The 23536-nt window shown below is 62.7% G+C and carries 20 protein-coding genes and 1 pseudogene; 12 read left to right on the forward strand and 9 right to left on the reverse strand.

Features of this window, described 5'->3' with window-relative positions; genetic code table 11:
• Positions 1 to 15: 15 nt before the first annotated feature.
• The 4 genes from egtB to GT370_RS10935 all read right to left on the reverse strand — a co-directional run bounded on the left by egtB (position 16) and on the right by GT370_RS10935 (position 3219).
• Positions 16 to 1236, reverse strand: coding sequence for an ergothioneine biosynthesis protein EgtB (gene egtB, locus GT370_RS10920; protein WP_083878696.1), 1221 nt, complete (start codon positions 1234 to 1236; stop codon positions 16 to 18).
• On the reverse strand, positions 1199 to 2164 hold the full coding sequence (gene egtD / locus GT370_RS10925; RefSeq protein ID WP_008494610.1) for an L-histidine N(alpha)-methyltransferase: 966 nt from the start codon (positions 2162 to 2164) through the stop codon (positions 1199 to 1201). The genes egtB and egtD overlap by 38 nt, the downstream gene beginning before the upstream one ends.
• Before the next feature lie 151 nt (positions 2165 to 2315).
• The gene (locus GT370_RS10930) at positions 2316 to 2603 is read right to left on the reverse strand and encodes a hypothetical protein (RefSeq protein ID WP_270183074.1); all 288 of its coding nucleotides are present in this window, start codon (positions 2601 to 2603) and stop codon (positions 2316 to 2318) included.
• 259 nt (positions 2604 to 2862) lie between these two features.
• Positions 2863 to 3219, reverse strand: a complete 357-nt coding sequence (locus tag GT370_RS10935; protein ID WP_008494608.1) for an ArsC family reductase — start codon at positions 3217 to 3219, stop codon at positions 2863 to 2865.
• 187 nt (positions 3220 to 3406) lie between these two features.
• Here GT370_RS10935 and GT370_RS10940 point away from each other — a divergent pair, with 187 nt between their 5' ends.
• From GT370_RS10940 to GT370_RS10970, 7 genes are all read left to right on the forward strand, one after another.
• On the forward strand, positions 3407 to 4429 hold the full coding sequence (locus GT370_RS10940; RefSeq protein ID WP_008494606.1) for a sugar ABC transporter substrate-binding protein: 1023 nt from the start codon (positions 3407 to 3409) through the stop codon (positions 4427 to 4429).
• Complete coding sequence (locus GT370_RS10945; RefSeq protein ID WP_008494605.1) at positions 4426 to 5391, forward strand: ABC transporter permease; 966 nt, start codon at positions 4426 to 4428, stop codon at positions 5389 to 5391. The genes GT370_RS10940 and GT370_RS10945 overlap by 4 nt, the downstream gene beginning before the upstream one ends.
• A complete protein-coding gene (locus GT370_RS10950; protein WP_008494604.1) occupies positions 5388 to 6128 on the forward strand; it encodes an ATP-binding cassette domain-containing protein in 741 nt (246 codons plus the stop codon). Before GT370_RS10945 ends, GT370_RS10950 begins: the two co-directional genes overlap by 4 nt.
• Positions 6129 to 6133: 5 nt before the next feature.
• Complete coding sequence (locus GT370_RS10955) at positions 6134 to 7141, forward strand: LacI family DNA-binding transcriptional regulator (RefSeq protein WP_051622251.1); 1008 nt, start codon at positions 6134 to 6136, stop codon at positions 7139 to 7141.
• Positions 7125 to 8027 carry a ribokinase gene (locus GT370_RS10960; RefSeq protein WP_270183075.1) on the forward strand — a complete coding sequence of 301 codons (903 nt, stop codon included), beginning with the start codon at positions 7125 to 7127 and terminating at the stop codon, positions 8025 to 8027. The genes GT370_RS10955 and GT370_RS10960 overlap by 17 nt, the downstream gene beginning before the upstream one ends.
• Before the next feature lie 12 nt (positions 8028 to 8039).
• Positions 8040 to 8471 (forward strand): RbsD/FucU family protein, encoded by a 432-nt coding sequence (locus GT370_RS10965; protein ID WP_008494599.1) that lies wholly within the window; start codon positions 8040 to 8042, stop codon positions 8469 to 8471.
• 250 nt (positions 8472 to 8721) lie between these two features.
• Entirely contained in the window at positions 8722 to 9477 is a 756-nt protein-coding gene (locus GT370_RS10970; protein ID WP_270183076.1) for a FadR/GntR family transcriptional regulator, read from the forward strand.
• Here GT370_RS10970 and GT370_RS10975 read toward each other — a convergent pair.
• Positions 9449 to 10876, reverse strand: coding sequence for an aspartate ammonia-lyase (locus GT370_RS10975; RefSeq protein ID WP_008494597.1), 1428 nt, complete (start codon positions 10874 to 10876; stop codon positions 9449 to 9451). The genes GT370_RS10970 and GT370_RS10975 overlap by 29 nt on opposite strands.
• A 260-nt stretch (positions 10877 to 11136) precedes the next feature.
• Between GT370_RS10975 and GT370_RS10980 the strand changes: the two genes are divergently transcribed.
• Together GT370_RS10980 and GT370_RS10985 are read left to right on the forward strand one after the other, a co-directional pair.
• The gene (locus GT370_RS10980; protein ID WP_008494596.1) at positions 11137 to 12603 is read left to right on the forward strand and encodes an amino acid permease; all 1467 of its coding nucleotides are present in this window, start codon (positions 11137 to 11139) and stop codon (positions 12601 to 12603) included.
• Positions 12600 to 13562 (forward strand): asparaginase domain-containing protein, encoded by a 963-nt coding sequence (locus GT370_RS10985; RefSeq protein WP_008494595.1) that lies wholly within the window; start codon positions 12600 to 12602, stop codon positions 13560 to 13562. The genes GT370_RS10980 and GT370_RS10985 overlap by 4 nt, the downstream gene beginning before the upstream one ends.
• Positions 13563 to 13946: 384 nt before the next feature.
• Here GT370_RS10985 and GT370_RS10990 read toward each other — a convergent pair whose 3' ends face one another.
• From GT370_RS10990 to GT370_RS21460, 4 genes and pseudogenes are all read right to left on the reverse strand, one after another.
• Positions 13947 to 14618, reverse strand: a complete 672-nt coding sequence (locus GT370_RS10990) for a MarC family NAAT transporter (protein ID WP_008494594.1) — start codon at positions 14616 to 14618, stop codon at positions 13947 to 13949.
• A gap of 15 nt (positions 14619 to 14633) precedes the next feature.
• Positions 14634 to 16646 carry an NAD-dependent DNA ligase LigA gene (gene ligA / locus GT370_RS10995; RefSeq protein WP_008494592.1) on the reverse strand — a complete coding sequence of 671 codons (2013 nt, stop codon included), beginning with the start codon at positions 16644 to 16646 and terminating at the stop codon, positions 14634 to 14636.
• Entirely contained in the window at positions 16643 to 18322 is a 1680-nt protein-coding gene (gene recN, locus GT370_RS11000; RefSeq protein WP_008494591.1) for a DNA repair protein RecN, read from the reverse strand. Before recN ends, ligA begins: the two co-directional genes overlap by 4 nt.
• A 6-nt stretch (positions 18323 to 18328) precedes the next feature.
• Positions 18329 to 19203 (reverse strand): annotated as a pseudogene (locus tag GT370_RS21460) (outer membrane protein assembly factor BamD).
• Positions 19204 to 19522: 319 nt separating this feature from the next.
• Here GT370_RS21460 and rpsA point away from each other — a divergent pair.
• From rpsA to GT370_RS11025, 3 genes are all read left to right on the forward strand, one after another.
• Positions 19523 to 21256 carry a 30S ribosomal protein S1 gene (gene rpsA, locus GT370_RS11015; RefSeq protein WP_008494589.1) on the forward strand — a complete coding sequence of 578 codons (1734 nt, stop codon included), beginning with the start codon at positions 19523 to 19525 and terminating at the stop codon, positions 21254 to 21256.
• A 223-nt stretch (positions 21257 to 21479) separates the two neighbouring features.
• Entirely contained in the window at positions 21480 to 22868 is a 1389-nt protein-coding gene (locus GT370_RS11020) for a methyl-accepting chemotaxis protein (protein WP_270183078.1), read from the forward strand.
• On the forward strand, positions 22856 to 23059 hold the full coding sequence (locus GT370_RS11025; RefSeq protein WP_270183079.1) for a hypothetical protein: 204 nt from the start codon (positions 22856 to 22858) through the stop codon (positions 23057 to 23059). The genes GT370_RS11020 and GT370_RS11025 overlap by 13 nt, the downstream gene beginning before the upstream one ends.
• The last annotated feature ends 477 nt before the right edge of the window (positions 23060 to 23536 follow it).

Genomic DNA, 23536 nt, shown 5'->3' on the forward strand with positions numbered 1-23536 from the left:
CACGCATCGCCCGCCCTATAGCGATCTGGCCAGACGCAGCCCGGTGAATTGCCAGCGCGCCTCGGTGGGGAAGAAATTCCGGTAGCTGACGCGGGCATGGCCCGGCGGCGTGGCCAGCGAGCTGCCGCGCAGCACATATTGGTTGACCATGAACTTGCCATTATACTCGCCCACCGCCCCGGCCGCCGCCTGGAAGCCCGGATAGGGCGCGTAGGCGCTGCTGGTCCATTGCCAGGCGGCACCGAAAAGCTGCGGCAGGTCCGGCCGATGCCGTGCCGCTGTCTCCCATTCGGCTTCGGTGGGCAAGCGGGCGCCGGCCCATTGCGCATAGGCAGCCGCCTCGAAATAGGAAAGATGCAGCACGGGCGCATCAGGTTGCAAAGCCTCCAACCCGCGCAGGCCGAAGGCGCGCCAACCTTCCGCGCCGGGGCGCCAGTAGAAAGGATGGCTCAGCCCGTTGGCCCGCACAAAATCCCAACCGGCGGAAAGCCAGAGCCCCGGCTGGGTGTAGCCGCCATCCTCGATGAAGCGCAGATATTCGCCATTGGTCACCAGCCGGTCGGCCAAGGCGAAGGGTTCCAGAAAGACGCGATGGCGCGGCAGCTCGTTATCGAAACAGAACCCGCCTTCCTGATGGCCGATCCGCACCAGACTTTCCGGGAACGCCACCCATTCCATCGCGCCGGGCGCCATAGCGGGCTGCGGCGCCTCGTCGTCATAGACCGGGTAGAGTGGGTTCTGCGCCAGCAGATGCAGGCAATCGGTCAGGATCAGCTCCTGATGCTGCTGCTCATGCTGCAGGCCAAGCTCCACCAGAGAGGCAGCTTCCGCCCCCAGCCCGGCCGCGAACAGCCGGGACATTCGCTCCTCCACATTCGCCCGATAGGCCAGAACCCGTGCCAGGCCCGGCCGGGTGAGCAGGCCGCGCTGCGCCCGCGCGAATTTCTCACCGACGCCGTTATAGTAAGAATTGAACAGCACCCTGAAGGCCGGATCGAACGCGGTGAAGCCCGGCTCATGCGCCTCCAGGATGAAGGTTTCGAAGAACCAGCTGGTATGGGCGAGATGCCATTTCACCGGGCTGGCATCGGGCATGGATTGCGCCGCGCAATCCTCTTCCGACAAGGGCGCGGCCAAAGTGCGGCTATGCGCGCGCACCGCCGCGAAGCGCGCCGCCAGGGCGCTGGCGCTTGGCGCTTCAGCCCGCGCGCGCATGGCAGACCAGATAGGCATCATCAGGGTCGCTCCAGCAGGCGATGTCGCTGAAGCCGGCGCTGTGCAGCATCTCCTCGATCCCGGTGCAGGTGAATTTGTAGCAATTTTCGGTATGGATGGTCTCGCCGGCGGCGAAATCCCGGCCACCGCCGGGCCAGCTGACATGGCAGGCGGTGGCGGCCTGCAAATGCATTTCCACGCGGCTATGGTCAGCATTGAATACGGCCTTGTGGCGCCATGAAGCCAGATCGAAATCGCTGCCGAGCAGATGATTGGTCTGGCGCAGCACGTTGCGGTTGAAGGCGGCGGTGACCCCCAGCGCATCGTCATAAGCCGCTTCCAGCATTGCGGCGGGCTTCACCAGATCGAGCCCGATCAGCAGATCACCGCCGGCGGCGCGCAACGTTTCCAGAAACAGCCGCGCCTGCACCGGCGAGAAATTGCCGAGCGAGGAGCCGGGATAGAAGAACAGCTTGTTGGGCAGCGCCTGCACTGCGGCGGGCAAAGCGAAACGCTCCGAAAAATCCAACGCGACCGGGTGGATCTCCAGATCCGGATAGGCCTGCGCCAGTGTCTTCACCGCCTCGCTCAAAAACGCCGTGGAAATATCCACCGGCACGTAATGCCGCACCCGCAGCCGGGCGAGCAGCTTGAACGCCTTGGCGCAATTGCCGGCGCCGAGATCGATCAGCGCCACATCCGCCCCGGCCCGCTGGGCGATGGCGGCGAGGTTCTGGCTTAATATCCGCGCTTCGGTGCGGGTGAGGTAATATTCATCGAGTTCGCAAATCGCCTCGAAGAGTTTCGAGCCCTGGGTGTCGTAGAAATATTTCGGCGGCAGAGTGGCAATTTGACGGGATAGACAAGATGCCAATTCATGCCTGGCGTGCGCCGCATTGATTGCGATCTGGTCGCCCAGTTCGCGCCTCGGGGGTGTGGCTTGTTGCAACGTCGCCGCCCTTTCAAAGATAGCTCCGCGCCACCACTTGGGCAGCCCGCTGCCGCCCCGCAAGAGGAAAGCGTCTGCCACGTGCTACAACGCGGCAATGCGGGGGTCATGAACATGGCGGCAGAAACCCCGGTGGCGTGGATGCCCCGGCTCAGCCGTGGCGGCTGCCGCCACGGCCACGGGCCTGTTTGGTCAGGCCGCGCCCGTTATCGACGCGCTCGGCCAGCCAGTCGCGGATGATCTGCGCCAGCGCGTCCTCCTCCACCTTACCGGCGGCCTCCTGGGCGGGAAACCAGACCCGCCGGCAATGGGGTTTTTCCGGCCAGGTGGCGGCCTCGTTGGAGACCAAAAGCGGAAAGATCTCCACCTCCGCACTCTGCTCGCCTCCCTCCGGCAGGCGCCAGGCCGAGGCATAGGGGCCGAGCGCTTTGCGCGACATCGCCCCCGCACCCCGGCCTGCTGAAACGCCTCGATTTCAGCGGTGCGGTGCGGGTGGCGCGCATCGCTGGGCGCCCCCTTGGGAATGCTCCAGCCGCGCGTCGCCCGGCTGTTGATCAGCAGGATCTCCAGCCCGTGCCGGCCAAGGCGATAAGGCAGGGCGGCAACGAGCGGCAGAGCGGGAGGATCGAGATTCACCATGCCCCGGTTTGGCCAATCGGCGGCGCGATGTCCAGGCTCTTAAGCGCCCCCGCAGGATCTCATGCCGAAAACAACGCCGCATAACGCTCCGGCTTGAACCCGACGATAATCTCGCTCTCACGCACAAGCACGGGACGCTTGATCATCGAAGGCTGCGCCTGCATCAGCGCCAGCGCCTTGGCTTGAGTCAGATCCGCGCGCGTTTCATCAGGGAGTTTGCGAAAGGTGGTGCCGGCGCGGTTGAGCAGCAGCTCCCAGCCGATTTTATCCGCCCAGATGGCCAGTAGCGTCGGCTCAATGCCCGCCTGCTTGTAATCGTGAAACACATAATCGATGCCATACGAATCCAACCAGGACCTGGCCTTTTTCATCGTGTCGCAGGCTTTGATGCCATAGAGTGTCGGTTTGCTCATCATCGCCCTCATCCTCCGCTTCGATGCCATTATACATGACCGGGTCTCCGATAAAATTCCGCGGCGCAGCAAAAAACAAGCTGAAAAAATCTCTTTACACCTGCCGGGCTTGTCAATATTAAACGTTTAACCTGCGAAGATCAGGCGGCCAAGCCACGTTGAAGCAATACGTCAAAACAAGCGGCGCGAAATGCCGCAGGGGGAAATGATGAACCGTTCGATACGCCATATTCTGGCGGGGGCCGCGTCCATTTGCGCGCTCACCTTCGCCACCACAGCACTCAGCCACGCCCAGACCGCGAAGCCGCGGATCGCCATCGTGGTGCGCGATTTCAACAATCCCTATTGGCGGGCGCTGCGCGATGGCGCCGTAGCCGAGGGCAAGAAGCTGGGCGTGCCGGTGAGCGTGCAGGCCGGCGCCAGCGAGACCGACGCGGTCGGCGAGAACGCCAAGATCTCGACCATGGCGAATGAGAATTTCAGCTGTTTCGGGGTGGTGCCGGTGAATGGCACCAATGTCATCACACCGCTGATCCCGATTTCACAGAAGAACATCCCGATCATCAATCTCGATACCGGGCTGGATCCTGACGCGGTGAAGGCGGCGGGGCTGAAGATCACCAGCTTCATCGGCTCGGACAACACCAATGCTGGCGAGCTCGCCGCCAATTATATGCTGGGGCTGCTCGGCGATCATGGCGATGTCGCGATTTTGGAGGGCATTCCGGGCGAGCATAACGGCATTCTGCGCGAGGGCGCGTTTCGCAAAACCACTGCCGGCAAGCTGAACATCGTCCAGGCCGAGGCGGCGGATTACGAGCGCGACCGGGCAATGACCGAGACCGAGGCGATGCTGCGCGTGCACCCCACGCTGGCCGGCATTTTCGCCGCCAATGACGAGATGGGGCTGGGCGCCGCCCAGGCCATCGCCAATGCCGGCAAGTCCGGGCAGATCAAGGTCGTCTCCATCGATGGGGTGAAGGAAGCGCTGCAGGCCGTGCAGTCCGGCAAACTTTCAGGCTCCGTCTCGCAATATCCTTATGCCGAGGGCGAGATGGCGGTGCAGGCTTGCGATGCGCTCTCCCAGGGCAAAGCCGTGCCCGCCCAGATCACCGCGCCGATTAAACTGATCACGCCGAAGAATGCCGACGCCGCGCTGAAATCCTTCCCGCGGCCGTTCTTCAGCTTCACCGACCCCTTCGGCGCGCCGTGAGCGAAGCCGTGGCCAGGCCGGGCGGGATCGCGCTGAAGCTGCGCGATCCCGGTTTTTGGGGCGATAATGCCGCGCTGATCGGGCTGATCGTGATCGGCGCGGCCTTTTCGGTGCTCACCCCTTATTTCCTCACCTGGGCGAATATCAGCGATCTGCTGGTCTCCGCCTCGATCCTGCTGGTGCTGGCCACGGCGCAGCAATTCGCCATCGTCACCGGCGGCATTGACCTCTCCATCGCCGGCAATCTGCCCTGGGCGGCGGTGATCTTCGGGCTCGCCTATAATGGCGGGTTCGGCATCGCGCTCTCGGCGCTGGCCGCGATTGTCGCGGGCACGCTGGTCGGGCTGGTGAATGGCCTGGTCATCGCCAAGCTGAAAGTGAATGATTTCATCGCCACGTTGGGCATGCTGGGGGTGATGAACGGGCTGGCGCTGATCGTCAGTTCCGGCCAGTCCTTCAGCGTCACCAGCCCGTTCCTGCAGGCGCTCGCGCTGGGCTCGATCGGGCCGGTGCGGTATTTCTATCTAATCGCCCTGCTCATCGCCGCCGGCGCGCATCTGCTCTTCACCCATACCGCCTTCGGCACGCATGTGCTGGCCACCGGCGGCAACCGGGAGGCGGCGCGCAATATGGGCATTCCGGTCAACCGCATGCGCATCGCCGTGTATGTGATCGACGGCGCGCTGGTCGGGCTGGCCGCCATCCTGCTGGTGGCGCGCACCGGCGGCTCGGACCCGTCGCTGCAAACCTCGCAGCTGCTCACCTCGATTGCCGCGGTGGTGCTGGGTGGCAGCTCGCTGTTTGGCGGGCGGGCGGCGATTTTGGGCACCGTGGCCGGGGCGCTGGTGCTCACGACCTTGCTCAACGGCTTCACGCTGTTGCAGATTTCGGAATTCTATCAACCCATCGCGGTCGGCATCGTCGTCATCGCCGCCGCCATTCTCAGCAGGTTGCAACGATGAGCCCGGTTCTGGAGGTGAAGGATCTGCGCAAGCAATTCGGCGCGGTGGAGGCACTGCGCGGCGCCGCGCTGTGCTGCCCGGCCGGGGAAGTGACGGCGCTGGTCGGCGATAATGGCGCGGGCAAATCCACGCTGATCCGCTGCATCACCGGCGTGCATCCGCCCGATGGCGGCAGCATCAGCTTTCGTGGCGAGGCAGTGCGCTTTAGCGCCCCCACCGAGGCCCGGGCCAGGGGCATCGAGACGGTCTATCAGGATCTCGCTTTGATCGAGGATCTCGCCGTCTGGCAGAATATGTTCCTGAACCGGGAACTGACCGGCGGCTTCGGCCCGCTACGCTGGCTGCAGCGGCGCCGGATGATCGAGGAAACCCAGGCGCGGCTGGGACGGCTGCTGGTGAACATGCCGCCGGTGCGCGCCAAGGTGCGCCGGCTCTCCGGCGGGCAGCGCCAATCCATCGCCATCGGCCGCGCCGCCTCCTGGGGCTCGGCGCTGGTGATCATGGATGAGCCGACGGCGGCGCTGGGCCTGCGTGAGCGCGGGGCGGTGGAAACGCTGATCGGCAATCTGCGCCATGAGGGCATCGCGCAGCTGATCATCAGCCATGATCTGGAGCAGGTGATGCGGATTTCCGACAGCATCTGGGTGATGCGCGGCGGCCGCACCATCGCGCAGTGGCGCACCAAGGAGGTCGACCGCACGCAGGTGGTCGCCGCCATCGCCGGCGGCGCCGCTTAAGCACGATGGCCCGCCGCCCCGGCCCGTCCCTGCACGATGTCGCCCGCCGCGCGGGGGTTTCCACCGCGACCGTGTCCTTCGTGCTGAATGACAGCAAGCCGGTGGCGGCGGAGACCCGCCAGCGCGTGGAGGAGGCGATCAGCGCGCTGAATTACCGGCGCAGCCTCTCGGCGCGGGCACTGCGCACCGGGCGGCACCATGCGGTGGGGCTGCTGCTGCCGGATCTGATCAACCCGTTCTTCCCGGCGCTGGCGCAGGCGGTGACGCAGGCCGCCTGGCAGCGCGGCCATGCCTTGATTTTGGCCAGTGCCGGCATCGACCATGAGGCGGAGAGCGAGGCGCTGGCGGCGCTGGCGGAGCGGGCGGATGGCATCATCTGGATTCCAGGCTCCACCCGCATCGCCACCCGGCCCAACCTGCCTATGGTGGTGCTTGACCGGCCAGATGCCAGCCTCGCCGCCTATGACAGCATCAGCGCCGATCACCGGGCCGGGGGCGCGGCGGCGGCGGCGCTGCTGCGCCGGCTCGGGCGGCGGCGGGTGGGGCTGCTGGCCGGGCCGGCGCACTCCCCCAGCGCCACCAGCCGGCAAGAGGGGTTTCTGGAGAGCTGGGCGCCGCAGACACCCTTATGGATCCGCGAGGCGCCGTTCACGCTGGATCTGCCGCGCCAGGCGGTGAAAGCCCTGGCCGACCCGGCGCTGGATGCGGTGTTTGCCGCGAGCGATGTGATGGCGATCGGCGCGCTGCGCACGCTGCACGAACTCGGGCGGCGGATTCCGGAGGATGTGATGCTGATCGGCTATGACGACATACCCTGGGCGGCGCTGGTGGAGCCGCAGCTCACCACCATCCGCCAGCCGGTGGCGGCACTCGGCGAGTGCGCGGTGGCAACGTTGGAGGCGCGCATCGCCGCCCCGGACAGCCCGGCCGTGCACCATATTCTACCGATCAGCCTGATCGAACGGGCATCGACCATCATGTCGGGAGGGACAGCACGTGCTCGTCATCGGTAGCGCCAACATGGATGTCGTGGTGCGGGCGGACCGCGCCCCGGCGGCGGGGGAGACGGTGCTGGGGCTGGATTACGCCCTGTATCCCGGCGGCAAGGGCGCCAACCAGGCCATCGCCGCCCGCCGCGCCGGCGCGCAGGTGAAATTTTGCGCCTGTCTCGGCGAGGATGCGCATGGCGCGGCGCTGCAAGCCGCGCTGGCGGCGGACGGGGTGGAGCTGTCCGGCCTGCGCCATTGTGAAACCCCAAGCGGTGTGGCGCTGATCACGGTGGAGGCGAGCGGGGAGAACCGCATCATCGTCGTGCCCGGCGCCAATCATCGCCTCACCCCGGAGATGCTGCCCGCGACCATCCCGCCCGGGACGCTGCTGCTTGCCCAGCTGGAAGTGCCCATAGAGACCGTCCTGGCCGGGGCGGCGAAAATCCGCGCCGCCGGCGGCTGCGTGGTGCTCAACCCCTCCCCTGTCGCGGGGCTGGCGGAGACGGCGCGCGCCCGGCTGCTGGAAGCCGCCGATGTGGTGCTGGCGAATGAGAGCGAGGCGGCGGCGCTGCTCGGCATGCCCACCCTGACCGACCCGGCCCTGGCGGCGCGGCGCCTGGCCCAGGGGCGGCGCGCGGCGGTGATCACCCAGGGGGCCAGGGGCGTGGTCTGGGCCGGGAGCGAGGGGCATGGCGAAATGCCGGCCCATGACATCACCCCGCTCGACACCACCGCCTGCGGAGATGCCTTCGCCGGCGCCTTCGCCGCGGCGCTGGAGGAGGGCGCGGCGCTGGCGCAGGCGGTGCGCTTTGGCAACGCCGCCGGCGCCCTGGCGGCGCTCACCCGCGGCGCCCAGCCCTCTTTACCCCGACGCGACGCGATTCTCGCCCGCCTCGCTTTATCCCCCTGACGGAGTTCCGCCATGCTGCACGGTATCGATCCCTTGCTCACCGCCGACCTGCTGCACGCTTTGCGCGCCATGGGCCATGGCGACAGCATCAGCCTTGTCGACGCGAATTTCCCCGCCACCAGCTGCGCGCGCCGGCTGATCACCCTGCCGGCGTTGGACATCGACCGCGTGTTCGAGGCGGTGCTCAGCGTGCTGCCGGTGGATGATTTCATCCCGCTGCCGCTTTTGACCATGCAGGTTGTCGACGCGCCGCAGGAGGTGCCGGAGGCCGTGGCGCAGATCCGCCAGATCGCGCAGGACAACGGCGTCAGCGCTGATCGGCTGGGCACGATCAGCCGTGAGGCGTTTTACGACCAGGCCCGCGCCAGCTACTGCATCGTGCAGACCGGCGACAGGCGGCTTTATGCGAACGTCATCATCACCAAGGGGGTGATCCGGCTCTGAATTGGCTCGATATGCGCGCAGCACTCGGCTGCATGACCAACGAAGCGCCGGGCGCATGGTTGCTTTTCCGCCTCAGGGTATGGCGCAGTTTTGGTTTCGCGAGGAACCGCATCCTCGAAGGTTTTCATGCCGCACGGACGGCGCCTTTGGCGATGTGCGCATTTCGCCGGGACGTGGCGGCGTTGCCATTGCCTGGCCGTCCGCTTAATCTGGAAAATCTTGGGAACGCTCGACCAGACCGGCATAGTTCATGCCGGGCGCGACGCGGCATGTTTTAGTAAAGAGCCTCATAATGAACGACGTGACGGCTTGGCTGTCCAACGCACATCCGGTTGACAAGAAAAACGCCGCTGAGACGGTTTTTGATGACATACGTTCCGCCATCACCGCGGGGCGTTTGCCGGTGGGGGCGCGTCTGCCTTCCGAGGTGCAGCTGGCACGCGGCTACCAGGTAAGCCGCCCCGTGATCCGCGAAGCATTGCGGTCATTGCAGACTTTGGGCCTGACCCAGACCCGCACCGGCAGCGGCACGTTTGTGGTCACGGCGGCGCCCGACCCTAAGCTCAGCTATGGGACATATTCAGCCCGTGACCTGATCGAGGCGCGCCCGCACATAGAAGCGCCAGCCGCGGCCTTGGCCGCGCGGCGCCGCAATACGGCGCAGGCCGCCAGGCTTCTGGATTTGTGCGATCAGATGGAGCGCGAGGAGGATCTTGGCGCGTGGGGCGGGTTGGATGGCGCGTTTCACAGCCTGATCATCGAGGCCTCGGGAAATGCCGTGTTCGGCAAAATTCTGGGCGATATTCAAAATGCGCTGCTGCGGCAATCGGCATTGCTCAATCTGATGGCGCATCGGCGGGAAGCCTCGAATGTCGAACACCGCCGGATCGCCGAGGCGATCGCGGCGGGGCTTGAGCGTGAGGCTCAGGACGCCATGAGCGCCCATCTCACCCAGGTCAAGAATGTCCTGAACGACATTATCGACCGGACCCAGGCGGTTGAGTGACGGGGGCTAGCTGGTTGAGCAGCCGCTCGGGCGTTAAGAGCTCGTTGAGCTCGGCGGCGGAGAGATAGCCGCCCTCGAGCGTGACATCCACGATCGTACGGTTGGTCTCCAGGGCCTGCTTGGCGATCTTGGTGGCTGCCTGATAACCGATGAAAGGGTTGAGAGCCGTCGCGAGCCCGATGGAGTCCCGCACCCGCTGGGCCATCACCGGTTCATGGGCGGTGATGCCGTCAACGCAGCGCGTGGCCAGGGTGCGGCAGGCGGCGGAGAGGGCGAGCAGGCTATCGAGCAGGGAGCGCGCGATGACGGGTTCGAAAGCGTTGAGCTGAAGCTGCCCGCCTTCGGCCGCCATGGTGATGGTCATATCATTGCCGATGACCGTGAAAGCCACCTGGTTCACCACTTCGGGAATGACCGGGTTGACCTTGCCCGGCATGATGCTCGAACCTGCTTGCATCGGAGGAAGGGAGATTTCGCCCAGTCCGGCGCGCGGGCCTGAGGACAGCAGGCGCAAATCGTTGCAGGTTTTAGATAGCTTGACCGCGACACGCTTGAGAACGCCGGACAGATGCACGAAGGCGCCGGGGTCCTGGGTTGCTTCGATGAGATCGCTGGCGGTCACCAGCGGGCGGCCGGTGAGCCGGACGAGATGAGCACAGGCCCGCGCCGCATAGCCGGCCGGCGCGTTGAGGCCGGTGCCGATCGCGGTCGCACCGAGATTGATTTCGTGAAGCAAGGAAGCTGATTCGATTAGCCGCGCCCGGTCTTCGCCAAGCATCACCGCGAAGGTGCGGAATTCCTGGCCGAGCGTCATGGGCACGGCATCTTGCAACTGGGTCCGGCCGATTTTTAGCAGCCCCTGAAAAGCCTGGGCTTTGCGTTCAAAGGCTTGTTGCAGAACATCCATTGAGGCGGCGAGGTCGTCCACCGCCTCGATCAGGGCGATGTTGAGCGCCGTGGGATAGGCATCGTTGGTTGATTGGCTGAGATTGACATGGTCGTTGGGATGAAGCCGGGCATAATCGCCCCGCTGACTGCCCAGCACCTCGAGGGCGCGGTTGGCGACCACCTCGTTGGCATTCATGTTGGTGGAGGTGCCGGCGCCGCCCTGGATGACATCGACCACGAACTGATCACGCAGCGCGCCGGCCCGGATGTCCTGGCAGGCCTGGGCGATGGCCGCAAATCGCTCGGCGTCGAGCAAACCGAGTTCGTGATTGGCGCAGGCGGCCGCCTCTTTCACGAACATCAAGCCCCGGATCAGGTGGGGGTAATGGCCGATCGGGATGCCGGTGATCTGGAAATTCTCCACCGCCCGGGCAGTGTGAACGCCCCAATAGACGTTGGCCGGAATCTCCTTGGGCCCCAGGAGATCATGTTCGATACGCGGTGCAACCATGGTCGTTTCCTTTTGTTTATGCATTTTCGATCTGTAAAGCTGTAAGACCAATTTTCAGGTACCCTCGTCGTTTCGGGCGTCAATTGATGGGATGAGCTTTTGCAAGGATGGCAGGACTTCAAAAATAAGCCTTGCTGTTAAGCTGTAATACAGATATGGAGCCCCCGGCGTTGCGCCGGCTTCATATGGGCCGTGCTGTGCCGGGAAGCGCCGGCACCGGTTGATGACGCCCACGAAGTACAACCCCATGGAGAGGGATAATGTCAGAGGAAACAAAGGCTTACGAAAAAGCTGTGCAAAAAATAGAAATTGCCGAGGATGCGGGCTACCGAAAGGCGCTGAAACGCCGGCAGATTCAGATGATCGCGGTTGGCGGGGCGATTGGCACGGGGCTGTTTCTGGGAGCCGGCGGGCGGTTTGCGCTGGCCGGGCCGGCGCTGGTGTTTGTTTACGCGCTCTGCGGCTTTTTCGCCTTTCTGGTGATGCGCGCTTTGGGTGAATTGATCATGCACCGCCCCAGCTCGGGTTCATTCGTCTCTTATGCACGGGAGTTCTATGGCGAGAAAATGGCTTTCACGGTGGGGTGGATGTATTGGCTGAACTGGGCCATGACATCGGTGGCAGATGTCACCGCCGCGGCGCTCTATATGAATTTCTTCCAGCATTATGTGCCCTGGCTGCAGGGCATTCCGCAATGGGTGTTCGCCCTCTCGGCGCTGCTGCTGGTGCTGGGCATGAATTTGCTGTCGGTGAAGGTATTTGGCGAGCTGGAATTCTGGTTCAGCCTGCTCAAAGTGTCGTCGCTGGTGGTGTTTCTGGCCGTCGGTATTTATTTCGTCGTCAGCGGTACGCCCATTGACGGCCATACCCCGGGGCTGAGCCTGATTACCGGCAATGGCGGCTTTTTTCCGCACGGCGTCCTGCCGGCGTTGATCATCGTGCAGGGCGTGGTGTTCGCCTATGCCGCGATCGAGGTCATCGGCACGACGGCTGGGGAGAGCGAAAATGTTCAGGCGGTGATTCCCGGCGCCATTCGGTCGGTGGTTCTGCGCTTGGTCGTGTTTTACGTGGGCTCGGTGCTGCTGCTGGCGGTGCTGCTGCCTTATACGGCCTATAGCGCCGGCGAGAGCCCGTTTGTGACCTTCTTTGGCAAGCTTGGGTATAACGACGTGGCCATCATCATGAATTTGGTGGTGTTGACGGCGGTGCTGTCCTCTCTCAACGCGGGTCTTTATTCCACCGGCCGGATTTTGCACGCGCTGGCCGCCTCGGGCTCGGCGCCGGCCGTGTTGATGAAGATGAACAAGGCCGGTGTGCCTTATATCGGGGTGGCCGTTACCGCCGTGGTGACCATGATCGGCGTCGGGCTCAATGCCATCGTGCCCTCCTCCGCGTTCGAGATCGCGCTCAATGTCGCGGCGTTGGGCATTATTTCCGCATGGGGCGTCATTATCCTGTGCCAGCTCAAGCTTTGGCATAAAGCCCGGCGCGGCGAGATGACCCGGCCGGCCTTCCGCATGATGGGCGCGCCTTACACGGGCATTCTCACGCTGGTGTTTCTGGCCGGGGTGCTCGTGCTGATGGCGTTCGATTACCCGACCGGCACCTGGACGATGGCGTCTCTTATTGTCATCGTGCCGCTGCTGGCTGTGGGCTGGCATTTGATGCGCCACCGCCGCGCGCAGGCGGCAGTGGTGAAGTTTCAAACTGAGCAGGAGCCGGCGTGAGCCTTGACGATGCCAAACCACTGGTGGCGGTTATCGCCACTGGTGGAACAATTGCCAGCCAGCGTGGGGCCAGCGGCGCGAGCGCGCCCACGCTGACGGGAGAGAGCCTGCTGGCGCTGGTGCCCCATGACGGGTGCCGGCTCCGCATCCTGGATTTGATGGCCAAGGATTCCGCGAGCCTCACGCTCGATGATCTACAACGGATCAGCGACGCGGTGCAGGCACAGCTGCACGACCCCGATGTGGCAGGGGTGGTGGTTTTGCACGGCACGGACGCGATGGAGGAAACCGCGCTGCTGGTGCATGTGCAGCGGCATCTGACCAAGCCGGTGATCTTCACCGGGGCGCAATTTACCTCGGACCATGCCAAGCCGGACGGCCCGGCCAATCTTGCAGGCGCGATTGCGGCGGCACTTCGCCCCGCGCATGCGGCACAAGGTATTTTGCTTTATTTCGATGAAAAGCTGCTGCCGGTCTGGGGTGTTTATAAATACTCCACCGAAATGGCCGATGCCTTCCGCCAGGCCCGGCCGATGGCATCGCCGGAAAGCCTGGCCCTTGATGGGGACGTTGGGACGGTCCGTGTCGATATCGTCGCGGTTTATCCGGGGTGCGACCAGACACATCTGCAAGCAAGCCTGGCGGCTGGGGCCGATGGCATCGTTCTGGCCGCGTTGGGCTCGGGCAATGCCAATCCGCAGTTGGTGGAGGCGGTCCGGCAGTGCACGGCACGCGCTGTGCCGGTGGTGGTTTCCAGCAGGGTGCCGAATGGGCTATTGACCAGCTCCTATGGCGGCGGCGGCGGCGGGCATGATCTGGCGGCGGCGGGAGCCATTCAGGCCAGCATCTTGCGGCCCGGCCAAGCTCGGATTTTACTGGCGGCCCTCATTGCGGCAGGGCGCGACAAACAGCAGATGCGCGCGACGTTTGGCCAGGACATGTCTATCATTCCGGCGTGAAACGCCTGCCGTGATGTCCGCTCCGCGTAAGCATCCGGCGTCAGCGGCAGCAGGTTGATCAGGCTGCGCCGGCGATGCCGGATGCTTACACAAATGCCAGCGCACCAACGGGTTTCTTGAATTTCTGATGCGTATCAATGCCGCGATTCCCGCCGCTCTGGATGTCCATCAGATGATGAACAACTACGCCACGCCCCCTACGATCAAGACTTGACTGGCCCGGCGGCCGTATTGACATGTTCATCGACACACACAACGAAAATCCAAAACCGTATCGGTGGGTAAAAGCCGAAGACTAGATCTTGGCTTCGGTCAAACGATTCTAACACGAGATAACGAAACGAATTTCAGCTTCGGATGAATAGAGTAAGTATTTTCATACGACTATCGAACAAACGCGTCGTGCAAAATGGGATTGAGCCCGGTAATGGCGATTTGAACGCCGATCCCCAACAGCAAAAAGGCGACCATTCGCGAGACGATGATTTGCCCTGACTGGCCCAGAATGCGGACCATGCGGTCCGACGCGCTGTAGCAAATCCAAATTACCAGCGCATTTGCGAGCACTGCCAACGCGTCTGCTGCATAAAATATCCATGCTTGCGCCCAGCCATCTGGTCGACCCGTTGCCAGGGAAATTGTAACGGCGATCGTCCCGGGTCCGGTGGTGAAGGGTAGCGTGAGAGGGAAAAAAGCATAGCTCGCCAAATCCTGGTCCGCGGCCGCGGCCACTGCTTCAGCGTCTTTTTGTTTCCGCTTGGTCCCGCTCTCTGGGGCATTCAGCATTTCATACGCCCGAACCGACACCACCAATCCTCCGGCGATACGTAGGGCGTTCATCGAAATGCCAAAAAAATTAAGTATGTAGGTGCCGGCCAAGAGCGCCGAAACCATAACAAAAAAGGAATAAAGCGCGACACGCTTGGCCAACCGGTGCCTTTGCGAGACATCTACGTTTCCCGCAACCTCATAAAAAATAATCGCGCCACCAAGCGGATTTATGATGGAAAAGAGCGCCGGAAATGCCAGAAGAAACGCCGATACCGCCTGATGCATACCCGCTCCCTTTCCTCAGAGGCCAGATAGTTCCTTAAATTCCTGTTCCGACAAGATCCTGATACCTAATTCGATCGCCTTCTTCGCTTTCGATCCTGCGTCCTCACCGACAACGACATAGTCTGTTTTTTTCGAAACCGAATCCGTAACCTTGGCTCCTAGCATTTCCGCACGTGCTTTGGCTTCAGGGCGCGCGATTGAAAGCGTCCCGGTAAAAACAACCGTTTTGCCGGCGAAAATCGAATCCTCACCGCCTACAATCTCGGCATCAAGGACGCGGACGTTTTGCTCCAGCGCAGCGAGCGTATCCAGGTTATGACTCTCGCTGAAAAATGCCAATAATTCATGAACAATTGCGGGGCCAATTCCGGAGATTGAGCCTAATTCCAACCTTGCGTCCGAGCCGATTACCTGTGCCGCAAGCATGGACTCTTTCCATATCTTGTAAGAGCCATAATGCTTCGCCAGAAGCTTGGCGTTATTCTCGCCGATGCGGCGTATGCCAAGCGCGAAGATGAAGCGAGCCAAATCCATGTCTCGGCGCGCTTCGATGGCCGCAGACAGCTTGGCCGCCGAAAGCGCACCCCAGCCCTCACGTTTCGCGACAATGCTTTCAAGCGCGGGCAATTTGAAAACATCCGGCGGTCCATCAAGTAAACCCGCCTCATGAAATTCGCTGATTGTCTTTTCGCCCATGCCTTCAATATCAAACGCCGCACGGGAACAAAAATGGATGAGCCGTTCGACGATTTGCGCCGGGCAGGTCAAACCTCCCGTACAGCGTCTGACGACGTCGTCATCGTCCCGGACAGCCAATGCACCACAGGCGGGGCAATGGTCTGGAAAAAGGAAGGGTTCAGCTTTCTCGCCGCGCTGGAGCACCCGCAAGATTTGAGGAATCACGTCTCCCGCGCGGTGCAACTCCACGATATCACCAATACGGAGATCCTTGCGTTCGATCTCGTCTTCATTGTGCAGGGTCGCGTATGTTACTAGCACGCCGCCGACATTCACCGGTTTGAGCCGGGCGCGAGGCGTGAGGGCACCGGTCCTTCCCACCTGAATTTCTATATCTTCCAGAACTGTGCTTGCTTTTTCAGCCGGGAATTTCCACGCCACCGCCCAACGCGGTGCACGACCGACAAAGCCTAGGCGATTTTGCAAGCCGAGATCATTCACCTTATAGACGACACCATCGATATCGTAAGGCAGCTCAGCGCGCTTCTCCCCTATTTCGGTCTGGAAATCTTCAGTACCGCTCTCATTCACCAGGCGGGAAAGCGGATTGACCTGAAAGCCCCAACGCCGGAGCGTTGCCAGATACTCCATATGCGTTTGCGCCACGGACACCGAGGTTTCGCCCTGCGCGTAGACATAAAGCGACAATTTTCGTTTCGCTGTAATGGACGGGTCCAACTGGCGAAGGCTTCCCGCAGCCGCATTGCGCGGGTTGGCAAACTGGCGTTCCTGCGAGGCGTTCAGCGCCAGAAAATCCGCCTTCATCATATAGACTTCGCCGCGGATTTCGATGAACTCAGGCGCATCAGACGGCAATTGGCGCGGCAAGCCGTCCAGCGTCAAGATGTTCGCTGTTACGTCCTCACCCTCACTGCCATCTCCGCGCGTCGCCGCGCGCACGAATTTGTGGTGCTCATACACAAGGGAGATCGACAAACCATCCATCTTTGGTTCGGCGACGAACTCAAGCGCATCTTCCTTCAACCCCAGAAAACGCCTGATCCTTAAAACAAACTCCTCGAATTCTCGGGCGTTGAAAACATTGTCTAATGACAACATCGGCGTCCGGTGAAGAATTTTCTTGAAACCGGAGGCCGGCTTTGAGCCGACTTGCTGCAGCGCCTTCGCGTCGCCGCGCCATTCGGGATGAATCGCAAGTATCGCCTCGGCCTCTTTACGCAGGGCGTCATACGCCGCATCCGGCATGGTCGGCGCGTCTTGCGTATGATAGGCTATATTGGCGGCCTCAATTTGTGCCAATAAACGCAGAAAATTATCTCGGTCTGTCATTTCGTTAAAAGGCTCTCGGCCGCTTGGCGTGCGGCCTGCGTCACGCTTTCGCCGGACAGCATGCGCGCAATCTCCTCGCGCCTTTCCTCATCATTCAACATCTTCACGTCCGTCACGGCCCGGCCGTCTATTTCCAGTTTCTGCACGCGCATCTGCGCGTGGGCCCGCGCGGCCACCTGCGGCGAATGTGTCACCACCAGCACCTGCACCTCGTCGGCAACGCGCGCCAGCCGCTCACCCACGGCAGCCGCCGTCGCGCCGCCAATGCCGGAATCCACCTCGTCGAAGATCAGGGTTTCATTATCCGATCCTGCTGAAAGGACCACTTTCATGGCCAGCATCAGGCGGGACAACTCGCCGCCAGAGGCGATTTTATCAAGAGCGCCTGGCAATTCTCCAGGGTTAGTGGATATCAAAAAACGTATCGCGTCAGTTCCCCGCGGCCCCCATTGCGCCTCTGGCAAGGCACTCGTTTCAACCACAAACCTGGCCCGCTCCAGTTTCAGGGGTGGCAGTTCAACCGCAATCGCCGCCTCCAGCTTGCGCGCGCTCACCTCTCTTTGTTGCGATAAGTTAGCGGCTAAATGGATATAAGCGTCGCGCAGTTTTTGCGTTTCCGCCGATAATTGCGCAAGTCCGGCAACACCACTTTCCAAAGCGCTGAGGCGTTCCCGCAGCGATTGAAAGAATGCCGGCAAATCCGCCACCTGTACCCCATGCTTGCGCGCCGCAGCCCGCAAGGCAAACAACCGCTCCTCCGTCGCTTCCAGGGCCCGCGGATCGTCTTCCTCGGCGGAAGCCAAACGCTCCAGAAAATCTTCCGCTTCAGCCAGCGCGACCTCAGCCCGCTCTATGGCCGCGATGGCAGGACCGGCAGGATTGACGTGGCCCGCCGGCACGGTCACCCGGACAATGGCCCGAGCCGCCGCACGCAAAGCCGCCGCCGGCCCGGCCTGACGACGGTCCTTCGGGCGCAGCTCCGCGATCGCGCTCGCGATCGCCTCGGCACGCCGTTCTCCGGCCTGCAGGCGCAAGCGTTCGGCGGCAAGAGCTTCCTCCTCGCCATCCACCGGCGCTAGCTTTCCTAATTCCGCCGCGGCATGACGCAGAAACTCTTCTTCCTTCGCGGCGTCTTCGATTTTTTGATGGGCCTCAGCAAGGCGCGCCGCCGCGTGCCGCCAGGCTTTGTAGGCGGCGGCGACCAGCTCACGCCCTGCTTCGGGAACCCCGAAGGCATCCAGCAACGCCATATGGTGGGCGGGGTCAGCCAGCCCGACCTGTTCATGCTGCCCTTGCACCTCGATCAGCGACGCGGTGAGGGTTTTCAAAAACCCGGCGCTGACCGGTTGATCGTTGACCAGAGCCCGGGAACGGCCATCCCGCGAGACAATACGGCGCACGAGGATATCTTCGCCGGAATCGAGCCCTTGCTCAGCGAGCAGCCTATGAACGGCATGCCCCGGCGCGGCCGAGAAGCTGGCGGCCACCACAGCCTGAGCGGCACCGGCGCGAATCAGGCCCGAATCGGCCCGGGCGCCCAAAACCAGGCCGAGACTATCCAGCAGAATGGATTTTCCGGCGCCGGTCTCACCGGTCAGCGCTGTCAGTCCGAAGGAAAAATGCAGATCGAGCCGCTCGATCAGCACCACATCGCGGATCGAGAGGCTATTCAGCATTGCCTATCAGAAGGGCCAGTACCAATGGTGCCTCGGCTTGCTCGGCGTTGGGGCCACGGCATCCGTGTTCGCGGACGCTTCGTCTGCCTTATTCACCAGCCCATGAGCCTTCAACTTATCGTAAGCGGCCTTATACCAGGAGCTGCCAGGATAGTTATACCCCAAGACCGACGCGCTACGAATCGCCGCATCGGGCAGCCCAAGGTCGAGATCGACCTCCACCATGCGCTCCAGGGCTTCCGGGGCGAAGGTGGTGGTCTGATAGGAATTCGCCACGGTCTGGTAGCGGCCAATGGCCGCAGCATAGAGATGCTGCTTCTCGTAAAACCGACCGATCACCATTTCATGGCCAGCCAACCGATTATAGGCGAGGCGCATTTTTATCCGCGCATCGCGCGCATAGGCGCTATCCGGAAAGCGGGTCACCACGTCTTGGAGAGCCTGAATCGCTTCGTATGTCGTGGTTTGGTCGCGCTGCACATCGTCAATCTGCTCGTAATAGCAGAGCGCCTTCAGATAATAGGCGTAGGCGACTTCCCCATCCTCGGGTGCAGCTGGATGAAGCGATTCAGGGAGCTGATCGCGTCATCATAGTCCATCTGCTTATATTGTGAGTAAGCCGCCAGGATCTCGGCATGGGTCGACCAGGTGGAGTACGGATAGGTTTCCTGCAAGGCGTTGAAATCGCCCACAGCCTTATCGTAGTCCCCGGCCTGCATCCGCTTCACACCCGCAGCATATGCCTGGTCAGGCGGGGGAACGTTACCGCTGGCGAAGTCCCCCAGCGACGCATCGCCCTTTTTGGAGCTTGAACAGGCCGCCAAGGCGAGGCCAAGAGCGAGCAGGGACAGGCGGACGAAGCCGGTACGAAGATGTGTCATTGCGTCCGGCTTATAGCAGTTAATCCACGAACATGAAGCCTGTAGACGCTCCTGCCGAGAGACCTCCCTCGCGATCGTACCTCCCAACCTCCCTGACTGGCGCCAAGCCCTGACAGGCGTCCGCCGGACGCGGTGCCCACGAAGCCAAAAATGGCGGTTCTGCTTGACTTTGCGCCGATCCGGTCTAAACAGCTGGCTATCGTCAAACCGGACAATCCCCGAACTGAGTGGGGGGATTGTTTAGTCGTTGCCAGGCTCTGGCCGCGCATACCCGTCTCGGGCTGAAAGTTCAGCCTGTTTCAAGGACATATATAGCCACATGGCTTCTTCCTCCACTGCCCTGCGTCATTCCGACGCCCCGGCCTATACCGGCGCCGATGATTTCGCCGCCCTCCTGGATGCCTCCCTCGGCGGCAATGCCGGTTTTGAAGGTTCCGTCATCTCCGGCCGCGTGCTGCGCATCGATGACGATTACGTGATTGTCGATGTCGGCCTGAAGTCCGAAGGCCGCGTCCCGCTGCGCGAATTCGCCCCCGTCGGCGCCAAGCCGGAAGTGAACCCCGGCGATGTCTACGACCTCTTCATCGAGCGTTATGAAGACAAGGACGGCGCCATGGTGCTGTCCCGCGAGAAGGCCCGCCGCGAAGAGAGCTGGACCCAGCTTGAGAAGGCCTTCGAGGTCCAGACCCGCGTCAACGGCGTCATCCATGGCCGCGTCAAGGGCGGCTTCACCGTCGATCTCGGCGGCGCCACGGCGTTCCTGCCCGGCTCCCAGGTGGATATCCGTCCGGTCCGCGATGTCGGCCCGCTGATGGGTGTGGCCCAGCCCTTCCAGATCCTGAAGATGGACCGCCAGCGCGGCAACATCGTCGTCTCCCGCCGCGCGGTCCTCGAAGAGACCCGTGCGGAGCAGCGTTCCGAGCTGATCACCGGCCTCAAGGAAGGCCAGATCCTCGACGGCGTGGTCAAGAACATCACCGATTACGGCGCGTTCGTGGATCTGGGTGGCGTCGACGGCCTGCTGCACGTCACCGACATCGCCTGGAAGCGCATCAATCACCCGGCCGAGGCCCTGACCATCGGTCAGCCGGTCAAGGTGCAGGTGATCCGCTTCAATGCCGACACCCAGCGCATCTCGCTGGGCATGAAGCAGCTCGAGGCGGATCCGTGGGAAGGGGTGGACGTGAAGTACCCGCCGGGCATCAAGGTGACCGGCCGCGTGACCAACATCACCGATTACGGCGCCTTCGTGGAGCTGGAGCCGGGCGTGGAAGGTCTCGTGCACGTCTCCGAGATGTCCTGGACCAAGAAGAACGCCCACCCGGGCAAGATCGTCTCCACCTCGCAGGAAGTGGAAGTGGTCGTGCTGGATGTCGACGCCTCCAAGCGCCGCATCTCGCTGGGCCTGAAGCAGGTGCAGCGCAACCCGTGGGAAGAGTTCCAGGACGAGCACCCGATCGGGTCCATCGTCGAGGGCGAAATCCGCAACATCACCGAGTTCGGCCTGTTCATCGCAGTCGGCCCGGAGATCGACGGCATGATCCACATGTCCGACCTCTCCTGGGAAGAGACCGGCGAGGCCGCCATTGCCAAGTTCGGCAAGGGCGAAATCGTCAAGGCCAAGGTGCTGGACGTGGATGTCGAGAAGGAGCGCATCTCGCTCGGCATCAAGCAGCTTGAGGTCGACCCGGCCGCTGGCGTGCTGGATCGCATCCACAAGAACCAGATCGTCACCTGCACCGTGACCGCCGTGCAGAGCAACGGCATCGAGGTGAAGGTGGACGACGTGCTGACCGGCTTCATCCGCCGCGCCGAGCTGGCCCGCGACAAGGGCGAGCAGCGCCCCGAGCGCTTCGCCGTCGGCGACAAGGTCGATGCCAAGATCACCGCGGTGGACCGCGCGGCCCGCAAGCTGCAGCTGACCATCAAGGGCAAGGAGATCGACGAGGACAAGACCGCGATCGCAGAATATGGCTCCTCCGACTCCGGCGCCTCGCTGGGTGACATTCTGGGGGCGGCGATCCGTCGCCGTAACCAGCAGACCGAAGACTAATCCAGCCCGAACAGGCGTTGGATACGACCCGGCGGCGAAAGCTGCCGGGTTTTTTTGTTTTTTTAAGACAAATCTTTCTTAATGAAGCTGATTGATAAGGCGCAGCGTCGAACCAACCCAAAGGCGCGTGAATGCCCATGAAAACCCCGCTTCAGATGCTGCGCGCGGCTGCCGCGATGGAGGGTCTCTCAAAATCCTACGCGGTGATCGAATTCGCGCCGGCTTGATCGGCCAGGCACATCGGATTCTGGTGACGCCCGAGGAAGCCGCCTCCGCCGCCTATCGCGGCTTCTGGGCCAGCTTGGCGGCGGGCCAGCTCCAAACCGGGGAGTTTCACCGCCGCCGCAAGGATGGGCGGGATTTATGGCTGCAAGCCTCCTACGCGCCCATCCGCGGGCGCAGCGGCAAGGTCACACGGGTGATCAAGCTGGCGCTGGACACAACCGCGAGTCACGAGCAGGCCGAGGCGGATAAAAACTTGCTCAAAGCGCTCGACCGCTCCCAGGCGGTGATCAGTTTCCGGCCGGACGGCACCATCATCGAGGCGAACGAGAATTTTCTTGCCGCGATCGGCTATCGGCTGGACGAGATCCAAGGCCGGCACCACCGCATGTTTGTGGACGCCGCCTATGCGGCCAGCCAGGATTATGAAAATTTCTGGGCAAAGCTGGGAAAGGGAGAGTTTTTGTCCGCCGAGTATAAACGGATTGGCAAGGGCGGCCGGGTTGTCTGGTTGCAGGCAAGCTATAATCCGGTTTTTGATAATGCCGGCAAAGTTGCCAGAATTGTGAAACTCGCCACCGACCTCACCGCGCGCATGGAGAATGTTCGGGAGGTGGGGGCTGGGCTCGCCGCCCTGGCGCAAGGCGATCTGACCGCCGAGGTTAACCACAAGCTGCTGCCCTCCCTCGATACATTGCGGGTGGATTTCAACAACGCCCTGGCGACGCTGCGCAAAACGATGCAAGGGGTTGCCAGCGCGGCGGAAACCATCCTGGACAACGCGACGACGGTCAGCCAGTCCGCCGCCCAACTCTCCCAGCGCACCGAGCAGCAGGCCGCCAGCCTCGAGGAAACCGCCGCCGCGCTGGAGGAGATCACCGTCACCGTCCGCAAATCCGCGGGGAACTCCGCCGACATGCGCAATATGGCGGGCAAGGCCAGGGACGATACGGCAAATTCCGGCCAGGTGGCCGGCGAGGCCGTGCAGACGATGGGCAAAATCGACGAAAGCTTCACAAAAATCGCCAATATCATCGGCGTCATCGACGAAATCGCGTTTCAGACGAATCTGCTGGCGCTGAATGCCGGGGTGGAGGCCGCCCGCGCCGGCGAGGCGGGGCGCGGCTTTGCCGTTGTCGCCACCGAAGTACGCGCCCTGGCGCAGCGCTCCGCCGATGCCGCGAAAGAGATCAAAACGCTGATTGGCGAGGCGGGAGGGATTGTCGGCGCCGGGGTTAGCGCCGTGGCCGAGGCGCGGAAATCGCTGGAGCGGATCGCGGGGCATGTCGATGGCATCAACAGGAGCATCGGTGAAACCGCCGCCAGCGCCCAGGAGCAATCAACGGGCTGGGTCAGATCAATAGCAGCATCGGCGAGATGGACCGGATGACCCAGGCCAATGCGGCGATGGCCCAGGAAGCGGCGGAGGCAAGCCAAAATCTGGAGAGAGCCGCCCAGGGCATTGCCGCGCAGCTGGCGCGCTTCAACACCGGAAAAGCTGGATCCGCAGCCGCCCCGAAACTGGCAGCACGCAAATCGGAGGCCTTACAGGCCAGAAAAACCTTGGAAACGGTCAGATAAACATTGCCGGCAGGGGCGTCAAAATAATCTCCAGAGCCCCATGCCAAAGGCTTTCCCCTAATGCGCCGCGAGCTGAAGCTCCGGCGAGTCCTGAATGAAAACCTCTTCGCCAACGAAAAACCTTTGCGGCGGGGAGGATGGCGGGGGATCAGCGTTTTGACTGAGCCATCGGGCAACTGGACGATAATCTCGTCAGCCGATGAGGACGAGCCAACATCCCCCTGCCCCAGCGCCTGCATCACTGCCCCCAGAGCCTGTCCGCCGGAAACTTGGCGTACAACCAGAATTTTACCCCGCAAAGCGGCGCCGGAGCCAGACATAGCCTGGGGGAGGATGGCGGCGCGGAACTGGCGCAGCCAGCCAGACAACCGGATAATATGATCAATGAAAACCAGGCACGATCCATATCTGGTTGCTAGCATGCGGCCCCGACAACCGATAGCGACAGAAGACGAGGTTTTTCTTGCCGCGAGTTTC

The organism is Acidocella sp. MX-AZ03 (assembly GCF_027626035.1).
GTDB lineage: Bacteria > Pseudomonadota > Alphaproteobacteria > Acetobacterales > Acetobacteraceae > Acidocella > Acidocella facilis.

Bases quoted from the DNA above. Each gene is read 5' to 3' on its own strand.
- rpsA (WP_008494589.1), top strand. From the start codon at position 19,523: ATGGCTTCTTCCTCCACTGCCCTGCGTCATTCCGACGCCCCGGCCTAT.
- GT370_RS10990 (WP_008494594.1), bottom strand. From the start codon at position 14,618: ATGCATCAGGCGGTATCGGCGTTTCTTCTGGCATTTCCGGCGCTCTTT.
- GT370_RS10950 (WP_008494604.1), top strand. From the start codon at position 5,388: ATGAGCCCGGTTCTGGAGGTGAAGGATCTGCGCAAGCAATTCGGCGCG.
- egtB (WP_083878696.1), bottom strand. From the start codon at position 1,236: ATGATGCCTATCTGGTCTGCCATGCGCGCGCGGGCTGAAGCGCCAAGC.
- GT370_RS11025 (WP_270183079.1), top strand. From the start codon at position 22,856: ATGGACCGGATGACCCAGGCCAATGCGGCGATGGCCCAGGAAGCGGCG.
- GT370_RS10955 (WP_051622251.1), top strand. From the start codon at position 6,134: ATGGCCCGCCGCCCCGGCCCGTCCCTGCACGATGTCGCCCGCCGCGCG.
- GT370_RS10935 (WP_008494608.1), bottom strand. From the start codon at position 3,219: ATGATGAGCAAACCGACACTCTATGGCATCAAAGCCTGCGACACGATG.
- GT370_RS10980 (WP_008494596.1), top strand. From the start codon at position 11,137: ATGTCAGAGGAAACAAAGGCTTACGAAAAAGCTGTGCAAAAAATAGAA.
- GT370_RS10965 (WP_008494599.1), top strand. From the start codon at position 8,040: ATGCTGCACGGTATCGATCCCTTGCTCACCGCCGACCTGCTGCACGCT.
- recN (WP_008494591.1), bottom strand. From the start codon at position 18,322: ATGCTGAATAGCCTCTCGATCCGCGATGTGGTGCTGATCGAGCGGCTC.
- GT370_RS10930 (WP_270183074.1), bottom strand. From the start codon at position 2,603: ATGTCGCGCAAAGCGCTCGGCCCCTATGCCTCGGCCTGGCGCCTGCCG.
- ligA (WP_008494592.1), bottom strand. From the start codon at position 16,646: ATGACAGACCGAGATAATTTTCTGCGTTTATTGGCACAAATTGAGGCC.
- GT370_RS10970 (WP_270183076.1), top strand. From the start codon at position 8,722: ATGCCGGGCGCGACGCGGCATGTTTTAGTAAAGAGCCTCATAATGAAC.
- GT370_RS10975 (WP_008494597.1), bottom strand. From the start codon at position 10,876: ATGGTTGCACCGCGTATCGAACATGATCTCCTGGGGCCCAAGGAGATT.
- GT370_RS10940 (WP_008494606.1), top strand. From the start codon at position 3,407: ATGCCGCAGGGGGAAATGATGAACCGTTCGATACGCCATATTCTGGCG.